The sequence below is a fragment of the Xanthomonas sp. WHRI 8932A genome (assembly GCF_035012785.1).
Lineage (GTDB): Bacteria > Pseudomonadota > Gammaproteobacteria > Xanthomonadales > Xanthomonadaceae > Xanthomonas.
This window is the reverse complement of sequence record NZ_JAYGQQ010000003.1, coordinates 342,927-361,677: the sequence shown is the minus strand read 5'-3', so window position 1 is coordinate 361,677 and position 18,751 is coordinate 342,927. Positions and strand designations below refer to the sequence as shown.

11 protein-coding genes and 2 other RNA genes are annotated in these 18,751 nt (G+C 63.6%); 8 read left to right on the top strand and 5 right to left on the bottom strand.

The features are described 5' to 3' along the window. Positions 1 to 91: 91 nt before the first annotated feature. The 3 genes from VC212_RS06650 (at position 92) to VC212_RS06640 (ending at position 3,504) form a co-directional block, all read left to right on the top strand. On the top strand, positions 92 to 2,050 hold the full coding sequence (locus VC212_RS06650) for an acetyl-CoA hydrolase/transferase C-terminal domain-containing protein (RefSeq protein ID WP_323514629.1): 1,959 nt from the start codon (positions 92 to 94) through the stop codon (positions 2,048 to 2,050). Positions 2,051 to 2,123: 73 nt separating this feature from the next. After that, positions 2,124 to 2,200: non-coding RNA, sX9 sRNA (locus tag VC212_RS06645), on the top strand. 128 nt (positions 2,201 to 2,328) lie between these two features. Further along, the gene (locus VC212_RS06640) at positions 2,329 to 3,504 is read left to right on the top strand and encodes a phosphatidylinositol-specific phospholipase C1-like protein (protein ID WP_323514630.1); all 1,176 of its coding nucleotides are present in this window, start codon (positions 2,329 to 2,331) and stop codon (positions 3,502 to 3,504) included. 126 nt (positions 3,505 to 3,630) lie between these two features. Here the strand turns inward: VC212_RS06640 and VC212_RS06635 are convergent. Continuing rightward, positions 3,631 to 3,706: non-coding RNA, sX9 sRNA (locus VC212_RS06635), on the bottom strand. A 76-nt stretch (positions 3,707 to 3,782) separates the two neighbouring features. Here VC212_RS06635 and VC212_RS06630 point away from each other — a divergent pair. From VC212_RS06630 to VC212_RS06620, 3 genes are all read left to right on the top strand, one after another. Next, a complete protein-coding gene (locus VC212_RS06630) occupies positions 3,783 to 6,497 on the top strand; it encodes a TonB-dependent receptor (RefSeq protein WP_323514631.1) in 2,715 nt (904 codons plus the stop codon). Between the two features lie 374 nt (positions 6,498 to 6,871). Next, the gene (locus VC212_RS06625; protein ID WP_323514817.1) at positions 6,872 to 7,801 is read left to right on the top strand and encodes a L,D-transpeptidase; all 930 of its coding nucleotides are present in this window, start codon (positions 6,872 to 6,874) and stop codon (positions 7,799 to 7,801) included. Positions 7,802 to 7,803: 2 nt separating this feature from the next. Continuing rightward, on the top strand, positions 7,804 to 8,514 hold the full coding sequence (locus VC212_RS06620; RefSeq protein WP_323514633.1) for a M23 family metallopeptidase: 711 nt from the start codon (positions 7,804 to 7,806) through the stop codon (positions 8,512 to 8,514). Between the two features lie 117 nt (positions 8,515 to 8,631). Here VC212_RS06620 and VC212_RS06615 read toward each other — a convergent pair whose 3' ends face one another. Continuing rightward, positions 8,632 to 9,396: an SDR family oxidoreductase gene (locus VC212_RS06615; RefSeq protein WP_055848694.1), complete on the bottom strand. Its 765-nt coding sequence runs from the start codon at positions 9,394 to 9,396 to the stop codon at positions 8,632 to 8,634. Positions 9,397 to 9,429: 33 nt separating this feature from the next. On the opposite strand from VC212_RS06615, the gene VC212_RS06610 reads away from it, so the two are divergent. Then, the gene (locus VC212_RS06610; RefSeq protein ID WP_323514634.1) at positions 9,430 to 10,407 is read left to right on the top strand and encodes a LysR family transcriptional regulator; all 978 of its coding nucleotides are present in this window, start codon (positions 9,430 to 9,432) and stop codon (positions 10,405 to 10,407) included. Positions 10,408 to 10,690: 283 nt separating this feature from the next. Here VC212_RS06610 and fhuE read toward each other — a convergent pair whose 3' ends face one another. Next, the gene (gene fhuE, locus VC212_RS06605; RefSeq protein ID WP_323514635.1) at positions 10,691 to 12,874 is read right to left on the bottom strand and encodes a ferric-rhodotorulic acid/ferric-coprogen receptor FhuE; all 2,184 of its coding nucleotides are present in this window, start codon (positions 12,872 to 12,874) and stop codon (positions 10,691 to 10,693) included. A 606-nt stretch (positions 12,875 to 13,480) separates the two neighbouring features. Here fhuE and VC212_RS06600 point away from each other — a divergent pair. Further along, positions 13,481 to 14,554 (top strand): alpha/beta hydrolase, encoded by a 1,074-nt coding sequence (locus VC212_RS06600; protein WP_323514636.1) that lies wholly within the window; start codon positions 13,481 to 13,483, stop codon positions 14,552 to 14,554. 278 nt (positions 14,555 to 14,832) lie between these two features. On the opposite strand, the gene tkt is transcribed toward VC212_RS06600, so the two are convergent. Together tkt and VC212_RS06590 are read right to left on the bottom strand one after the other, a co-directional pair. Further along, positions 14,833 to 16,833 carry a transketolase gene (tkt, locus tag VC212_RS06595; protein ID WP_323514637.1) on the bottom strand — a complete coding sequence of 667 codons (2,001 nt, stop codon included), beginning with the start codon at positions 16,831 to 16,833 and terminating at the stop codon, positions 14,833 to 14,835. 250 nt (positions 16,834 to 17,083) lie between these two features. After that, positions 17,084 to 18,364, bottom strand: a complete 1,281-nt coding sequence (locus VC212_RS06590) for a dicarboxylate/amino acid:cation symporter (RefSeq protein ID WP_115513753.1) — start codon at positions 18,362 to 18,364, stop codon at positions 17,084 to 17,086. Positions 18,365 to 18,751: the final 387 nt, after the last annotated feature.

The following is an 18,751-nucleotide window of genomic DNA, read 5'->3' as shown; positions in this document are numbered from 1 at the left end:
GCATGCCTGCATGGCGTTCCGGCGGCACCACCATTGGCGAACACGCACTGCAAGGCGGGCAGCGCCGCATCGGCTCGGCTACCCTGCACGGATGACCGAACATCTCACCGACCTCCCTTCCGCCGTGCAACGGATCCTGCAACGCATCGACGGCCCGTTGCGGGTGGGTGCACCGCTGGGCATCGGCAAGCCGCATCGGCTGTTGAATGCCTTGTACGCGCAGATCGAGAACACGCCCGCACGTCCGCTGGCGTTGTATACCGCGCTGTCGCTCAATCCACCCAGGCCGGGCAAGGGGCTTGAGGCGCGCTTTGCGGCTGGGTTTATCGCACGTCACTTCGGCGAGGACTTCCCGCGGCTTGCATATGTCGATGCCATGTTGCGCGATGCCTTACCGGCGCATGTGCAGGTGGAAGAGTTCTACATGCAGTCCGGCGGTCTGCTGCAGTCCACGCAGGCGCAAGCCGATTACACCAGCTTGAACTACACGCATGCCGCGGCCGCAGTGGCGCAGCGCGCGCCGAATCTGATCGTGCAGAAAGTCGCGCGCGAACCCGGTGGTACGCGGCTGTCGCTGTCGTGCAACAACGACATCACCCAGGACACGCTGGACGCCGTGCAGGCATTGAGCCTGTCACGCCCGCTGCTGGTGGCCGAAGTGGACCCGCAGCTGCCGTGGATGGGTGGCGCTGCCGCGGTGGATGCAGCGTTCTTCGATCTGATCATCGACCTGCCCGGCCCTTCGCCGCGTTTGTTCGGCCTGCCGCGGCAACCGGTGACGACCGTCGATTACGCCATCGGCCTGTATGCAAGCACGCTGGTGCGCGATGGCGGCACCTTGCAGATCGGCATCGGCACGCTGGCCGACGCATTGAGTCATGCCTTGGTACTGCGGCATACCGACAATGCGACCTATCGCCGCGTGCTGCAGGCGCTGGATCCAACCCTGGAGGCGCACCCCAGCGTGCGTGCCAGCGGCGGCCTTGAGCCGTTTGCGATTGGCTTGTATGGCTGCAGCGAAATGCTCAACGAAGGCTTCAAGCAATTGGTGGACAGCGGCGTGATCCGTCGCAAGGTGCACGACGATCTACCGCTGATGCAGCGTATCGCCGATGGCAGCGCTGATGCCGCCGATCATGCGCGCCTGGCAAACGAAGGCGAGTTCCTGCACGGCGCGTTCTATCTCGGCTCGCCGGACTTCTATCAATGGCTGCGCGATCTGGATGCCGACACCCGCAATGCCATCGGCATGCGCCGCATCAGCGAGATCAATCAGCTGTATGGCGGCAATGAAGCGCTGGAGCGGCTGCAGCGCCGCGATGCACGCTTCTTCAATTCCTGCATGATGGCCACCGCACTCGGTGCGGCGGTCTCCGACGGCCTGGAAGATGGCCGTGTGGTCTCCGGCGTCGGCGGGCAATACAACTTTGTCGCAATGGCGCACGCCTTGCCGCAGGCACGTAGCACCTTGATGCTGCGCGCCACCCGCGATGCCGGCGCAGACGCCGCCAGCAATGTGCGCTGGAATTACGGCCACACCACGATTCCCCGCCATCTGCGCGACATCTACATCACCGAGTACGGCATCGCCGATCTGCGCCACAAGACCGATCAGGAGTGCGTGGTGGAAATGGCCGGCATCTGCGATGCGCGCTTTCAGGACGCGCTGCTTGCGCAAGCCGCCCAGTCACGCAAGCTGCGCACGGCACCCGTGTTACCTGCGCGCGCACAACACAACACGCCCGACGCGCTTGAACAGGCGATAGCGCCATTCCGGCGCGACGGCAGCCTGCCCGATTATCCGCTCGGCAGCGATTTCACCGCGGTCGAACAACGCTTGCTACGCGCACTGACATGGCTCAAACGTGCCACCGCCAGCAAGGGCGCAATGCTGGCGACGCTGGCGCGTGCAGTGACATCGCGCGCTAGCGACACGGCTGACGACGCGGCCTGCCTGCAGCGCATGGCATTGGACACACCGCGCACGATTGGGGAGCGTCTCCAGGCACGATTGCTGGCCTATGCGCTGCGCCAAACAACACCACGATGAAACTAATCATTTAGAGCAGCTAACAGAACTACTGTGCGGCCGCCAGGCGGGCGCGGTCGGTGCTCGGTGCGGCATGTACCACTCGTACCCTGCGGCTCTGCGCGCGCCGTCTGCACCCACCTGATGACTGCTCGCTACGTTGTGTTAGCCACTCTAGTGATTCACTGGATTCGCCTGCACGTCTCGAAGCGACTGACGCACGACGGCAACACTGCGGAAAGATGTGCGTCAAGCTACGCCCGGATGATGGCGACCACCTTGTTTCCTGGCGTCGCCGCATGGGTTTTGTTCCGGTTTTTCCCGCACGTTGTTCAGCCATCCACCGCAAAGCGAAGCAGTCGCGCATCGAACGAAGCAAGCTGCCGCACGCTGCACTGTTTGCCGCCTTGATCACCAGCAATCTTGCGCTAGCTGCTGCGCCGCGCCTCACCGACCTGCAATACGTCGGCAGCCACAACAGCTACCACGCCGGGTTTGCACCCAGCGAAGCCACGCTGCTGAAACAGCTCAATCCCGCGTTATTCGCGGCACTGGATTACCGCCATCCGCCGCTGACGCAACAGCTGGACGATGGCGTCAGGCAGCTGGAACTGGACGTGTTTGCCGATGCCCAGGGTGGTCGCTACGCACACCCGGCGATCGCCGCGCAGATTGCCAAGGCCGGGCTGCCGCCAGCACCGGCCAGCGCACCCGCCGGCGTGATGGACACACCCGGCTTCAAGGTCATGCACGTGCAGGACGTTGACCAACGCAGCACGTGCCAGCCGCTGATCGCCTGCCTGCAACAGGTGCGCGACTGGTCCAGGCAACACCCCGGGCACGTGCCGATCTTCATCCTGCTGGAAACCAAGCAGGCGCCTGTGCAGCTGGGCTTTCCCAGCGTGCAGCCTGAGCCGTTCGATGCAAAGGCCATGGATGCATTGGATGCAGAACTGCGCTCGGTCTTTCGACCGGGCGAATACGTCAGCCCCGACCAGGTGCGTGGCAGCGCGCGCACGCTCAACGCGGCGGTGCGTGCGCATGGCTGGCCCTCGTTGGCCGAGACGCGCGGCAAGGTGGTGTTTTTGCTCGACCAACGTACCGCCGGTGCGAGCTATTTGCCGGGGCATCCGTCGCTGCGTGGCCGGGTCTGTTTCACCAATGCCGTGCCTGGCGAAGACGATGCTGCATTCACCGAACTCAACGACGGACCTGCCGACACGATTACGCAACTGGTAAAGGCCGGCTACCTGGTGCGCACGCGAACCGATGCAGACCTCAAAGAAGCACAGCAACACGACACCACCCGCCGCGACAGCATGCTGGCCAGTGGTGCGCAGTTGCTGAGCACCGACTTTCCCGCACACGAGCCGGCCAATACCGGTTACGAGGTGCGCCTGGATGGCGATGCGGTGGCGCGCTGCAATCCGCAGCGGCCGCCAACGCACTGCAAGGGCGTCGATCTGAGTCACTGATCGGCGCCACTGGCATTGGCGCACATCGCATAGATGCAAACACAGATCCGCCGCAATGGAAGGCATCGGCACTGCACGCCCGCGCCCGCGCCCGCGTCACGGCCAGGCGTTCCTTTCACTTGGAGCGGCTAACAAAACGTAGCGAGCAGTCGTCAGATGGGTGTGGACGGCGCGGAGGAACCGGCGTGTACGCGTGGTACATGCCGCACCGAGCACCGGACGCGCCCGCCTGACGACTGCACAGTAGGTTTATTAGCTGCTCTTACACGAGCCCCCGTATGCACACTCCCCGCACCCTCCATCGCCTGAGCTGCGCCATCGCATTGGTGCTGTCTGCACCCGTATTGGCCGAGACGCCCGAGCTGGCCACCACCACGCTGGATTCGGTCAACGTGCAGGCCAAGCATGCCGCCACGCCCGGTTCGCTCAACGAGCAACGCCTGTCCAGCAGCGTCAACAGCGTGATGAGCAAGCAGCAGATCGACGCCATCCCGTCCGGCGGCATCGCCGATGTCGTGGCGCATCTGCCGGGTCTGTCGTCGTACAGCGACATGCATCTGGGCCAGGCCACCACCGGCGAGAACGCCTACGTCAGCATCCGTGGCATGGACGCCAGCTACAACGCGTACACGCTCAATGGCTTCGGCATGCCGGAAACCGATGCGTCGACGCGCGCGATCTCATTGAACATGCTGGCGCCGTTCGGCATCCAGTCGGTGCAGGTGTCCAAGTCGCCCACACCCGACATGCCCGGCGATGCGATTGGCGGTGCGATCGACATGCGCACGCCCAATGCGTTCGATTTCGACCAGGACGTGTATGCCAAGAGCACCGCGCAAGGCCAGCTCAACGCACTGGCCTTGCACCTGGGCGGCAAGCACACCGGCGGTACGTTCCAGCAGGAAATCGCCTGGAAATTTGGTAGCGACCATGCGTTCGGCGTTTACGCATCGGCCTATTACGGCAAGAACAACAACATGGCGCAGGCACCGGCGCCCAACAGCAAATATGTGCCGGCCGATCCCGCGCTGGCCAATGCAACCGATCTGCGCGCTGTCGGCCCGTTGATCAGCACGCGCTACAAATACAGCGTGTACACCAGCCAGATCGAACGCTATGGCGGCAACCTCTCGCTCGATTGGCAAGGCGACAACAGTGCGCTCTATGCGCGCGCCATCTATGGCAGCTACGGCGTCACCGGGCAGCAGGATCAATCCAGTGCGCGCCTGGAAACCTATCTCAACCAACCCACGGCGGTGCGCGGCGGCTATTTCAATACCCACGACATCGACGAGAAGCTGGCGACCTTGCAGCTTGGCGGGCAGACCACATTGGACCGTTTGCGCTTCGACTACGGCGCTTCGGTGGGGCGTGGTACGCGCAGCCGGCCGGATTATGTGTCGGCCAGTCTGTATGGCTTTACCCCGGGCAGCTTCGCCTTCGACCTCAGCGACCCGACCTACCCCGGCATCGGCCCCAGCGCGGCGACGTTGAAGGACTTCTTCTACAACCTGGATTCGTCGCTGCTGTGGAAAGTGCAAGGCCACGATGCCGGCAGTCACGACAACCGCATCAATGCGCATACCGATATCACCTACCAGGTCGATGGCGATGTGCTGGACAGCGTCAAGGTCGGCCTGTCTGCGGATCACTCCGACCGCGGCGCCTACGATCACCCGTTCTTCCACAAGGACGGCAACTTCGTCAGCAACGGGCCGTACTTCGGTGGCCCCAATTACGCCTTCCCCACCGCGGGCGGACCGCCGCTGAGCGCCATTCCCGGCCGTCTTACCTACAACGCCTTCGATGGGCATTACGCAGGTCCGTTCAAACTGCTGGACCGCAACTGGATGCGCGCGCAAGCCCTGCCCTACAAATACATCGACGACCCGAACGGCGCAGGCGTCTATACCCCCAACGACTACAACGCCAACACCACCTCCAGCACCGAAGCGATCTATTCGGGTTACGCGATGGCCGCGCTGCATGTCGGCCAGGTCAGCATCCTGCCCGGCGTGCGCTATGAGTTGACCCGCTACTCGGCCGATTCCTGGCAATCCAGCGGCGACGGCAACAGCGGCAATTTCGTCGGCACCGGCAGCACCTATGGGCAAGTGTTGCCCGGCATGAGCATCAACTATCGGCCAGACGATCTCACCGTCTACCGCGCCTCGCTACGCCGCAGTTTCAGCCGCCCGGCCTTCGGCCTGATTTCCGGCGAAACGGTGTACACCATCGATGACACCCAGCACGTGGTCGGCATTTCCAAACCCAACCCCGATTTGCAGCCGAGCAAGGCCGACAACGCCGACCTGTCCGCCGAGTTCTACGACCACAACGGCGGCGTGCTCAGCGCCTCGACCTACTACAAGCGCATCACCGGCTTCATCTACACCTCGCAGTCGGCCACCAGCAACGACAACACACTCGGCGGATTGGTGCCCACCGGCACTACCTTCGAAAACGGCGTACCGGTGACCATGCCGCAGAACGGCGGCACCGCCACGCTGTACGGGCTAGAGCTGGCCGGCAGCAAGCGTTTGCAGAATTTGCCGGGCATCTGGAGCAACCTTGGCGTCACCGCCAACCTTACTCTGCAGCGCAGCGAAGCGGACAGCAAACGGGCCGATCAGCCGGAAAAAACCTGGTTACCGCGTGCGCCCGAGCGCATCTACAACCTGGATCTGTTCTACGACGATGCGCACCTGCGCGCAGACCTGAGCTACCACTACACCGGCCTGCAATTGCTGGGGCTGACCAGCGACCGGCTCAATTACTACCTGCAGCCGGTCAAGTCGTTGGACTTCAGCGCCACCTATCACCTGCCGCACCACGTCGACGTGGGCGTGTCGGCCAGGAACTTGCTCAACGCCGCCACGTTCTACGAAACCCAGGGCAAGTCCGATCGCTACATGGCCTACGACCCCGGCGCCGATGGTGCTTATGTGCAGACCGGGCGGGCGTACCTGCTGACAGTGGGCTATACCTACTGACGACAAAGCGTGTGCGGCACGCGGCCAAATGCGTGCGCTCGGACGTGGGCGCACAGGTCATCGGCCGATTGTCTGCGCATGAGGCAGGCGATCGATTTCCGGCCGATGGTGAGGACTTGCACATGCGCACCTGTCCGCGACACCGCGCGCAACGTGGCGGTGTCGCGCAGGCGGTCGCGCAACGCAGCACCGTATCGTCGTGATTGGCCACTGGCCCCAGCGACACCAAATCTCAAGTCAGTCGGCGTGCAGCCATTTCACGCAGAGAGCGCAGCCCGGTCGGGCAAGGTGCGCGCATGCCTTTCCCGGATCTGCACATGCCATCACGCTCTTACGCTCGCGTTTGTTTGCTCGCTCTGTCGTTGAGCGCTTCGCTGTCTGCGCTGGCACAGGCACAGCAACCCCCGCCTGCTACCGCACCTGCGCCGACGGCTACGCCTGCCGCAAAGGCCGTGGCGACCGGCCCACGCTCGGATCTGCATGCACAGGTACTGCTGGACCGCGCGCATTTTTCGCCGGGCCAGATCGATGGCGAACGTGGCTCGAATCAAAAGCGCGCGGTGTCCGGGTTTCAGGCCGAGCACAACATCAAGGTGACCGGCGAACTGGACGACGCCACCTGGCAGGCACTGCAGGCCGACAGCACGCCGGCGATGGTGCAATACACACTCACCGATGCCGACGTTGCCGGCCCGTTCCAGCCAATTCCCAAGGGTCCCGCAGAGCAAGCCAAGCTGCCTTCGCTCGGCTATACCTCGGTGGATGAGTCACTGGGCGAGCGCTTCCACGCCGACCCGGCGCTGCTACGCCAGCTCAACCCCGGCGTGGAGTTGAGCAAGGCCGGCGGCGTGATCCAGGTTCCCAACATCGACGGCGTTGCGCCGCTGGCCAAACCGGCCAAGCTGATCGTAGACAAATCCGATTCGACGCTGCGCCTGTTCGATGCCGACGGCAAGGTCTACGCACAGTTCCCGGTGTCGTCGGGCAGCAAGCATGATCCGTTGCCAATCGGGCGCTGGAAGATCCTGGGCATCTCGCGCGAACCGGTGTTCAAGTACAACCCCAAGCTGTTCTGGGACGCGAAAAAAGGCGATCAAAAAGCCACGTTGCCGGCAGGCCCGAACAATCCGGTTGGCCGGGTGTGGATCGACCTGTCCAAACCGCATTACGGGCTGCACGGTACGCCGGAGCCCGGCCATGTCGGCAAGACCGAATCGCACGGCTGCGTGCGTCTGACCAATTGGGACGTGGTCAATCTGGCCAGCGTGGTCGGCCCGTCGGTCCCGGTGGTGATGCAGGAGTAAGCATGAAACTGCTGATGATTCTGGTTGCAGGCGTGGCAATCGGTGCAGGCGGCTATTGGTGGCTGGAACGCGGCGCGCCGGAAGCAACAGTCACGCCGTCGGCGAGTGCGCCGACGGTGATTGCGCAGCCCACCGACACTGCAGTGGTTGCTGCATCTGCTGCGCAACCCGCACCGACATCGCTGCCATCGGATGCTGTGCCTGCACAGCCAAGTCCGGCCGCGCCCGCACCACCGGCTTCTACTCCGGCAGCCAATACAACGTCAGCGGGCACCGGTCTGCTGATCCCGGTACAGGGCATCGACCGCAGCAAATTGCAGGACACCTTCACCGACGCACGCAGCGAAGGCCGCGTGCATGACGCCATCGACATCCTGGCGCCGGCCGGTACGCCGGTACTTGCGGTGGCAGATGGCACGGTCGAAAAACTGTTCGACAGCGAACGCGGTGGGCTGACCGTGTATCAGTTCGAGCCCGGCGGCACGTACTGCTACTACTACGCGCATCTGGAACGCTACGCCGATGGTTTGGCCGAAAAACAGTCCATCAAACGTGGCCAGGTCATCGGCTATGTCGGCAGCACCGGCAATGCCAATCCGGCCGCACCGCATCTGCACTTCGAGATCCATCGCCTGGGACCGGAAAAGCAGTGGTGGAAGGGAGAGGCGTTGAATCCCTATCCCGTATTGCATGGCGATCAAATCCTGCAGTGAGGCAACGACGCAACGCCCGGCATACATCGCCGCGCATCGTCATCGCGCTCACCAATGCACTGGCTTGCAAGCGGCGATGCCGTCGAACGGCATCGCCGCACTGTCTGACTCATCAAATCAGATCAACATCCCGCCCGAGACCTCGATGCGCTGCGCATTGATCCATCCGGTACCGGGTGCGAGCAACGCCGCCACCACCGGCCCGATATCGTCCGGCAGGCCGGGCCGGCCCAGTGCGGTGACCGAGGACACCATCGCATTGACCTGCGCGTTGTCGCGCACGCTGCCGCCATTGAAGTCGGTCTCGATGGCGCCCGGCGCCAGCGTATTTGCGCGAATGCCACGCGCGCCCAACTCTTTTGCAAGATAGCGGGTGAACACTTCCACCCCACCCTTCATCATCGCGTAGGCGGACGAACCTGGCAGCGCGAAGCGCGCGAGGCCACTCGACACGTTGAGGATGCGCCCGCCATCGGCGATCAGCGGTAGCAGCGTCTGGGTGAGAAAGTACGGCCCCTTGAGATGGATATCCACCAGCGCATCGAACTGCGCGGGCGTGGTATCGGCAATGGCCGCATGCAATCCGGTGCCGGCATTGTTGACCAAGGCATCGAACTGCGTGCGCCCCCAATCGGCGAGCACGTCCTTCAGCTGCGCGGCGAATGCGCTGAAGGTCTCGGCCTGCGCAACATCCAGCGGCAACGCATGCGCGCGCCGGCCCAGTGCCTGGATCTCTGCTACCACGGCGGCGGCTTCGTCGGCCTGGCTGCGGTAGGTCAGCACGATATCGTTGCCTGCGGCAGCGAGCGCAAGCGCGGCATTGCGGCCAAGGCCGCGACTGCCCCCAGTGATCACGGTGATGGGTGTGGTGGTGGTCGACATCGGCATGCTCCGTAGTGGGTATGGCCCAGGCTATTGCGCTTGCTGCGCTACATAAATCGGCTCACGCTGATTGCACCGTTCAAGATAATCGACCAATCGATGGACACCATGGAATCGTTGCGCGCCTTTCTGCGCGTTGCCGAGCTGGGCAGTTTCACCCGCGCCGCCGACACCCTTGGCTTACCCAAGGCCAGTGTCTCGACCGCCGTGCAGCGGCTGGAGGCATCTCTCGGCACACAGCTTTTGCATCGCACCACACGGCGTGTGCAACTCACCGGCGACGGCACGGCGTTCTATCAGCGCAGCCGCGACCTGCTCGACGACATGGACGAGTTGCACAGCATGTTTCAGCGCGAGCATGGGCAGCTGCGCGGGCGTCTGCGGGTGGACATGTCGGCGGGCATCGCGCGTCATTTCGTGATCCCCGCGTTGCCCGCGTTTCTGGCACGGCATCCACAGCTGGAAGTGGAAATCAGCGGCACCGACCGCCGAGTGGATGTGGTGCGCGAGGGGTTCGACTGCGTGCTGCGTGTGGGCACGCTGGAAGACACCAGCCTGGTCGCACGTCCGCTGGGCGCGTTCCGCATCGTCAGCTGCGCCAGCACCGAGTATCTTTCGCGCCGCGGCATGCCAACGTGCCTGGACGATCTGGCGCAGCACGATCTGGTGCATTACGTGCCAACGCTCGGGCAGCGCTCGCCCGGCTTCGAGTATCACGATGGGCAGCGTTACCAACTGCTGCCCATGCGCGGCCCGGTGACGGTCAACAATGGCGACGCGTATCTGGCTGCTGCGTTGGCGGGGCTGGGCATCATCCAGGCGCCAGCCAGCCCGTTACGCCCGCACCTGGACAGCGGCGCACTGATCGAAGTGCTGGCCGATCTGGCACCCGAGCCGATGCCCGTCACGCTGCTCTACGCGCAACGCCGACATCTGCCGCAGCGTGTACGCGCCTTCATGGACTGGGTAGCCGAAGTGATGGCGCCGCAGTTGCAGCCGCTGTTGCCTTGAGAGATTGCGATTGAAGTTGCGATCGCGATCGCGTGAAGACGATGCTGCGTTTCGATCGAACCGTGAAACTCCCGCATCACTCCTGCAGCGCTGTCCCTGCATTCCTGGCAACGGCTGTAAACAGCCTTTGCGGCATGCCGCGCGAATTTGTTCCACCGCCACCGCAAGCTCCGCGATACGTCAGCACAGAGCGACCCGACACACAAAAAAACACAGGCACCCTTGCAGGTGCCTGTGTCACTTCAGCAGGATCGAACGTCAAACCAGCTGACGTCGCCATCGATCAGAACGCGTAGTTGAAGGTCAGCATGCCGTTGCGCGATGCGCCCCATGCGCCGTAGCCGCCATTGAATTGCGCGTAGTAGCGCTTGTCGAGCAGGTTATCGACGTTGAGCTGCACCGAGAACTGCGGCGACAGACGGTAGCGTGCGAATGCGCTGACCAGGGTGTAGGCACTCTGCTGGAACGTGCCGTACACCGGGTCCACGTAGTACGAACGGTTCTGCCAATTGATACCGCCGCCCACGGTCAGGTCGCTCCACGCACCTTGCGGGGTGTAGCTGTTGAATAACTTGATGGTGGTGCGCGGCAGGTGCGTATTGATCGACGTGCCGCTGTCATCGCGGGCGGTGTAGTGCGAGGCACCGAAGGTCGCATTCCAGCCAGTGGCCAGACGGCCGGACAGCTCGAAGTCGAAACCTTCGCTGACCACGCCACTGGCCGCCTCATAAGCAGACTCGCTGCTGCCCGGCACAAAGCCGCCGGTGGCCACGCCCAGGTTGTCCTGCTCGATGCGGAACAGCGCCAGCGAGGCATTGAGCTGGTCGTCGAACCAGGCGGCTTTGACGCCGGCTTCGTAGCCCTTGCCGCTCAGAGGATCGAGGTAGCCGCCGTTGGCATCGCGCAAGGTCTGCGGGTTGAAGATTTCGGTGTAGCTGACGTAGGTCGACCATACGTCGTCGATGTCGTAGACCAGACCGGCGTACGGGGTGACTTCGGTCTGGCTATCGGAGAACGGCACCAGCCCCTGCGCCGCATCGGCGTTGCCGCCATCGATTTGCCAATCGGTATAGCGCGCGCCCACCAGCAGCGTCAGCGGCTCGGCCAGCGAAAAACGTGCGGCCACGTAGGCGGCCTTCTGCTTGATGGTGCCTTCGCTCTGCACCGTGCGCGGGCTCCAGTTGGGTTCCGGATACGCGCCGTTCCAGCCGAGGTAGCTGTCCAGCGGCGCCGGGAAATCGAAGGTGCCGTTGTTGACGTACTCGCGGCGGTTGTAGCTGGCGCCGGCCACCAGATGATGCTCGCGGCCAAACAACTGGAACGGACCTTCCGCGTAGACGTCGGCGCCATCGGCCTTGCGCTCGGTCTGGTAGTTGCCCGAATACGGCACCACGCCACCGCCGGTGGCGCGGTCGAAGCCGAAGATCGTATAGAACGGATAGAACAGGTGATTGGACGCTTCGGTCTTCTCGTGGCTCACATTGGCCTTGAGGGTCCAACCGTTGTCGAAGCTCTGTTGCAGGCTGGCGAAGGTACGCTGCAGACGCGTGTCCCAGAACGTCCAGTCGGCGGCGGGATTGAACGAGCGGTCGTAGTTGGTGCGGGTGCCATCGCTGTAGAACAGCGGGAAGCCGCCCCAGGTGACGTCGTCGGATTCCTTCTTCTGGTATTCGTAGCCCACGCTCAGCAAGGTGCTGTCGGTGAGGTCGGCATCGATGATCGCCGAGCCGATCTTCTTGCGCAGGTTGTAGCGATCCATATCCGATTCGCCGTCCTGATACACGCCGACCACGCGTGCGCGCACGGTGCCTTCGGGGCTCAGCGGCACGGTGACATCGGCCACGCTACGGGTCTTGTTGAAGTCGCCACCGCCTACCGACACGGTACCGGTGAAGTCGCGACTCACCGCATGCTTGCGCACCAGATTGATCGAGGCCGACGGATTGCCCGAGCCGGTCAGCAGGCCGGTGGCGCCACGCACCACTTCCACCCGGTCGTACAACGCCACGTCCAACGCCGAATCGCCATAGCTCCAGGCCTGCTCCATGTACGCCGGAATGCCATCGAACTGGTAGTTGTCGATGTAGAAACCGCGCGCGTAGAACTCCAGCCGCTCGCTATCGCTTTGGGCTACCGAGATGCCGGAGACGTTGTTGAGCACATCGGTGATGCTCTGCAGGTTCTGGTCGTCCATGCGGTCGCGCGTGATCACGCTGACCGACTGCGGAATCTCGCGCAGCGACAGGTTCATGCGCGTGCCGGCGGTGGTCTTTTCCACCGTATAGCCCTTGACCAGCTCACCCTGCACGTTGAGCCGGTCCAGCGTGGTGACCTCGGCATCGCCGGCCGGCGTTTCGGCCATGGCCTGACCTGCCGACACTGTGCACAGCGCGGCAAACACCGCATGCGACAGCGCGCGCGGGCGCGGCCCAATGAGAAGAAGACGCATTACGGTAAGACGATTCATTACAGCTCCGGCGCAGACAGTCGAGGGCAAGCCGCCACGCGAAGGCGGCGGTATACAGGGGGGAGGACGCACCGCGAAACCGCGGCAGTGCAACATTTTAATGGGAATGATTCACATTTTAAATAGGCGGCGTCAGGGTCGGCCGGCAGAAAGGCCGGCCCAAGCGAACGCCACAGCAAGGTTTTGCGCCTGCCAGCGGCCTCGACCGGTACACGCTGCTCGGCCAAGCGGACAGCGCATCAAGGCGTCGCTCGCATGCAGCACGGACACATCGGCGCACTGAACTGGCTGCAGCGCTAGCGTGCGAAAGCGGTGCCCACTGGCGAGAACATAGGGAGCGCGATCACAACGGCCTGGTCAGCACGACCATCGCCACCGCTGACACCTGCGCCTGCATCGCCCGGCCATCGCAGATCCCAGCCCCACGCGAGTCGCAAACTGATCAGCGTAGTGGCGTGTAGGTACCAGCGAGTACCAGCGATCAACCGATAGATCGCGCACTACTGCGATCTGCATTGCAGCAGAACTCACGCTGCGGTGATACTCGGATGAGCGCCGCAGGACTGGCTTTGCATAGCGCAAACACGCAGCACCACGAGGGATCGCATGAAGAAGACTTGGAAGAGTGGCGCGCTGTTGCTGCTTTGCGCCTTTGCTGTCGTCGACGCACACGCGGAAGAAGTCGCAGTGAGCGCTGCCTGCCGGCAGCCGGGCACCAGTGTTACGGAATCCGGCCTTGTGCAGATCGGCGGCATCGCGCAATGGGTCACCATCGACGGGCAGGATTGCCGCAATCCGGTCGTGCTGATCGTGCACGGCGGGCCGGGCAACCCCAATACGCCCTTTGCACAGCAGTTGTTCGGCAGCTGGACGCAACACTTCACCATCGTGCAATGGGATCAGCGCGGCGCAGGCAAGACCTACGCTGCCAGCACGCCGGCCGATGACGAAACGTTGACCGTGCAACGGCTGACCGACGATGGCGTGGCGATCGCCCGCTATGCCGCGCAACGGCTGGGCAAGCGCACCTTGATCCTCATGGGTGGCTCGTGGGGGTCGGCGCTGGCGGTCAATATCGCCATGGCGCAACCGGACCTGTTTCAGGCCTATGTCGGCACCGCGCAACTGGCCAACTACCAGGACGATATGGCGGCGAGTTACGCAAAGACACTGCAGCTGGCGCGCGCGGCCAGCGATACGGAGGCCATCGGCAAACTGGAAAAGATAGGCCCTCCGCCGTGGACCAACCCGCGCAACTTCGGCATCCTGCGGCGCCTGACACGCACCTACGAAGCGCTGCAGACCGAGCCTGCGCCCGCGGGCTGGTTCACCTTTGCGCCGGACTACGACACGCCGGAATACCGCGCCGCTTACGAGGCAGGAGAGGATTATTCGTTCCTGCAGTTTGTCGGTCTACACGGCGACGGCATGGGCCCGGGCATCGATCTGCGCACACTGGGAACCCGCTTCGCCATGCCGGTCTATCTGTTGCAGGGCGACCAGGACCTGGTCACGCCAGCAGAGGTCAGCAAAGCCTATTTCGATGCGATTTCTGCCCCAAGCAAGGCGTTTTTGCCGCTACCGCGCACCGGGCACGACCCCAACCCGACCATGATGGACGCGCAGTTGAAGGTACTGGAACGGATTCGTGCAGAGACGCTGGCGAAGCACGCGCGCTAGGAGCGGCAGACGCCACTACTGCACAGCCATCCGGCGGCCTGGTGCTGCGTGGTGCAGCACTCTTGCATCACCGGCATGCCGCGACTGCTTGCCCCACGCGCAGACGCGTTCTGCAACGCACACCTGCCACCTAAGCATTGCGCCTTCTCACCATCACAAGGGCCGGGAGCCGCAAACGATTCGGCAGCAATGCGCGCATCCAACGATGACGTCACTGGCAGCCACAACAAAAAACGCCGGCATTGGCCGGCGTTTTTCTTATCCGCAACGCTGCGCGGTTACAGCGCCTTCGCCGCCTGCACCACGTGCTCGGCGGTGATCTTGAAGTACGCATACAGCTGATCGGCCGGTGCCGAGGCGCCGAAGGTGTCGATACCGACCACATCGCCATCCAGGCCGACATACTTGCGCCAGAAGCCGGTCACACCCGCTTCCACCGCCACGCGCTTGCGCACTGCATTGGGCAACACCGATTCGCGATACTCCGCATCCTGGCGATCGAACACATCGGTGGACGGCATCGACACCACGCGTGTCTTCAAACCGGCCGCATCCAGCGTCTTCTTGGCTTCCACCGCCAGGCCCACTTCCGAACCGGTACCGATCAGGATCACGTCCGGCGTGCCGCCTTCGGCATCGGCCAGCACGTAGCCACCGCGTTCGATCAGCTTGATCTGCTCGGCGCTGCGCGGCTGGTGCTGCAGATTCTGGCGGCTGAAGATCAGGCAGCTCGGGCCGTCCTTACGGGTGATTGCGGCCTTCCAGCTCACCGCCGATTCCACCGCATCGCCCGGGCGCCATACATCGTTGTTGGGGATGTAGCGCAGCGACGCCAAGTGCTCCACGGGCTGATGGGTCGGGCCGTCTTCGCCCAGGCCGATCGAGTCGTGCGTGTACACGTGGATGGCATGCGCCGGATTCAACGCGCTCATGCGCACGCCATTACGCGCATAGTCGCTGAACACCAGGAAGGTCGCGTCGAACGGAATGAAGCCGCCATGCAGCGCCAGACCATTGGCAATGGCGGTCATGCCGAACTCGCGCACGCCGTAATACACGTAGTTGGCATCCGGGTCATCGGTGGCCACCGACTTGCTGGCCTTCCACAGGGTCAGATTGGAATGCGCCAGATCGGCCGAACCGCCGATCAATTCGGGCAGCAACGGCGCAAACGCTTCGATCGCCAGCTGCGAGGCCTTGCGCGAGGCGATGGTCTGGCCGTCTTCCTGTGCCTTGGCGATGTAGGCATCGGCCTGGGCGATGAAGTCGGCCGGCAGCTCGGCGTGCGAGCGACGGGTCAGTTCGGCAGCTTCGGCCGCGTACTGCTTGCCGTACTTGTCGAACAACTGCTCCCACTCGGCCTGACGCAGCGTGCCAGTGCCACCTGCGCGCCAGCCGGCGTAGATTTCTTCGGGAATTTCGAACGGACCATACGGCCATTCCAGCGCCTTGCGGGCACCTTCCAGCTCTTCCTTGCCCAGCGGCGCGCCGTGCGAGGATTCCTTGCCAGCCTTGGTGGGCGCACCGAAGCCAATTTTGGTGCGGCAGCAAATCAGGGTTGGCTTGTCGCTGTTTTCCAGCGCCGCTTCAATCGCCGCCTTGATCTTGTCGGCATCATGCCCGTCCACATCGCGGATCACGTGCCAGCCGTACGCTTCGAAACGTGCCGGTGTGTTGTCGTTGAACCAGCCATCGGTGTTGCCGTCGATGGAGATATGGTTGTTGTCCCAGAACGCGACCAGCTTGCCCAGGCCCCAGGTACCGGCCAGCGAGGCGGCTTCGTGCGAGATGCCTTCCATCAGGCAACCATCGCCCATGAACACCCAGGTCCGGTGGTCGACGATCTGCAGCTCCGGGCGGTTGTAGCGCTGCGCCAGCAACTTCTCGGCCAGCGCAAAGCCCACTGCATTGGCGAACCCCTGCCCCAGCGGACCGGTGGTGGTCTCCACGCCGGGGGTTTCGCTGCGCTCGGGGTGGCCAGCGGTCTTGCTGTGTAACTGGCGGAACTGCTTGAGCTGCTCGATCGGCAGGTCGTAGCCGGTCAGGTGCAGCAGTGCGTACTGCAGCATCGAGCCGTGGCCGTTGGACAGCACGAAGCGGTCGCGGTTGAACCACTGCGGGTTGTTCGGGTTGTGCCGGAAATAATCGTTCCACAGCACTTCGGCGATATCGGCCATGCCCATGGGCATGCCGGGATGGCCAGACTTGGCGGCTTCGACCGCATCTGCGGCAAGAAAACGGATGGCGTTGGCCAGCTGGCGGCGGGTGGGCTGGGTCATGGGCGTCTATGGAAGCGGAGGGGAACACCGCTGGAAGCGGAGACGCCTATTCTCCCACAGAGCGTGTTAGCGGGGCCGGGATTGGGGGGTGCGGGAATGGAGAATTGAGAATGGGGAATCGGATGCAGTGTTGCAGCTTGGCGGCTAACGCCGCTCGCACCGCAGCCACCGCTGCGACAGAACCTCACATCACCCGTACCGATCGCACCAGCCCGCTCTTACCGATTCCCGATTCCCGATTCCCGATTCCCTATTCCTCGCCCTTGGCCACCAGGGTCGTCAACGCCAGATCGCCAGTGACATTGAGTGCGGTGCGGCACATGTCCAGGAAATGGTTCACGCCCAGGATCATGCCGATGCCGACCGGGTTGACACCAACCATGGCGCAGATCAGCGCCACTACCGGCAGCGAGCCCGACGGCACGCCGGCGGTGCCGATCCCGCCCAGGATGCAGACCAGCATCACCATGAACTGCTGGCCGATGCTCAGGTCGACATTGAAGAACTGCGCCAGGAAGATCACCGTGACGCCCTCGAACAGCGCGGTGCCGTTCTGGTTTGCGGTGGCGCCGACGGTGAGCACAAAGCGCGACACGCGCGGCGGCAGGCCCATTTCATCGGCCACGCGCAGGGCGGTGGGCAGGGTTGCGTTACTGGAGGCGGTGGAGAACGCCATCATCGTGGCCTCCTGGGTCTGCTTGAAGAAGCCCAGCGGCGAGCGCCCGGCAAACTTCACCGCCAGCCCGTAGCTGACCACCATGTGCAGGCCCAACGCCAACACCACCACGCCCACGTAAGCGCCCAGGCGGATCAGCAGATCGAACCCGAACAGCGCGGCCAGGTTGAACATGAAGCAGGCCACCGCATAAGGGGCCAGACGGATCACCAACCCGATCAAGGTCATCGAAATTTCGAAGATGCCTTCGATGCCGCGCTTGAGCGTGGCGACCTTTTCGTCGGCAGTCAGCACCATGCCGACGCCGAACATCACCGCAAAGAACATCAGCGACAGGATCGCGCCATTGCTCGAGGCGGCCGCGACCACGTTGTTGGGCACGATCGACAACAGCATATCCATGCCCTGCGGCTGGGTGCCGGAGCTGGAGATGATCTCGCGGGTGCGTTCGGCGTTTTCCTGGATCAGCTGATTGGCCAGCTGCGGGTCCACGCCCGCACCGGGCTTGAGCACATTGACCAGCACCAGGCCGAGCAGCACCGCGATGCCGGACAGAACGACGGTGTAGCCCAGCGTGCGCCAGCCCACGCGGCCCAGCGCGCGGATGTCGCCCATCTCGGAGATGCCCATCACCAGCGCCGAAAACAACAGCGGCACGATCAGCATGAAGATCAAATTGAGGAAGATCTGCGAGAACGGCGTAGTCACGTACTTGGTCGCCAGGCGCACCCACTCGGCATCGCTGCCGGCCAGATAGTAGACGGCCAGACCCAGCAATAGGCCGACGGCGAACCCAATGCCCATCTTCCAATGCAGGGGCAGGCCCGGGCGGCGTGCGGCTGGGGATGCAGTCATCTGGTGGGCCTTGATCTGGACACAAAGGCCGGAGCTTAACAAACGCCATCGAGGCAGCCACGCCGCGCTGCACCTGCCCGAGGGTAGGTGTACCTCTCAAGGGCAGTTGCTGCGAGCGTTGCGACGGCAACACAACCATCGCGCGCAAGGCCTGGCAGGTCCGGCCAGTGACCGGCTCGGCTTGAATCAGGAAGCGATTCCCTTACTGCAGCACGCGCTTGTACTGCAGCACGCGCTCGTGGGTTGCTTTGTCGAATGCTCGCGCTTGGATGCTAGTGTCGATGCAGGCTGCCATTGCGGTTGGCGGTTGGCGCCGGGGCCTGGGACTTTGGGCTTGGTATCAACTCATTTCACTGCGGCTGAGGCCTTGAGCTTTGAGGCCGGATG

What these genes read in the sequence shown, in the direction of transcription:
- VC212_RS06640 (WP_323514630.1), top strand. Translation starts at nt 2,329, where the DNA reads ATGGGTTTTGTTCCGGTTTTTCCCGCACGTTGTTCAGCCATCCACCGC.
- VC212_RS06650 (WP_323514629.1), top strand. Translation starts at nt 92, where the DNA reads ATGACCGAACATCTCACCGACCTCCCTTCCGCCGTGCAACGGATCCTG.
- VC212_RS06590 (WP_115513753.1), bottom strand. Translation starts at nt 18,364, where the DNA reads ATGACTGCATCCCCAGCCGCACGCCGCCCGGGCCTGCCCCTGCATTGG.
- tkt (WP_323514637.1), bottom strand. Translation starts at nt 16,833, where the DNA reads ATGACCCAGCCCACCCGCCGCCAGCTGGCCAACGCCATCCGTTTTCTT.
- VC212_RS06630 (WP_323514631.1), top strand. Translation starts at nt 3,783, where the DNA reads ATGCACACTCCCCGCACCCTCCATCGCCTGAGCTGCGCCATCGCATTG.
- fhuE (WP_323514635.1), bottom strand. Translation starts at nt 12,874, where the DNA reads ATGAATCGTCTTACCGTAATGCGTCTTCTTCTCATTGGGCCGCGCCCG.
- VC212_RS06620 (WP_323514633.1), top strand. Translation starts at nt 7,804, where the DNA reads ATGAAACTGCTGATGATTCTGGTTGCAGGCGTGGCAATCGGTGCAGGC.
- VC212_RS06615 (WP_055848694.1), bottom strand. Translation starts at nt 9,396, where the DNA reads ATGTCGACCACCACCACACCCATCACCGTGATCACTGGGGGCAGTCGC.
- VC212_RS06600 (WP_323514636.1), top strand. Translation starts at nt 13,481, where the DNA reads ATGAAGAAGACTTGGAAGAGTGGCGCGCTGTTGCTGCTTTGCGCCTTT.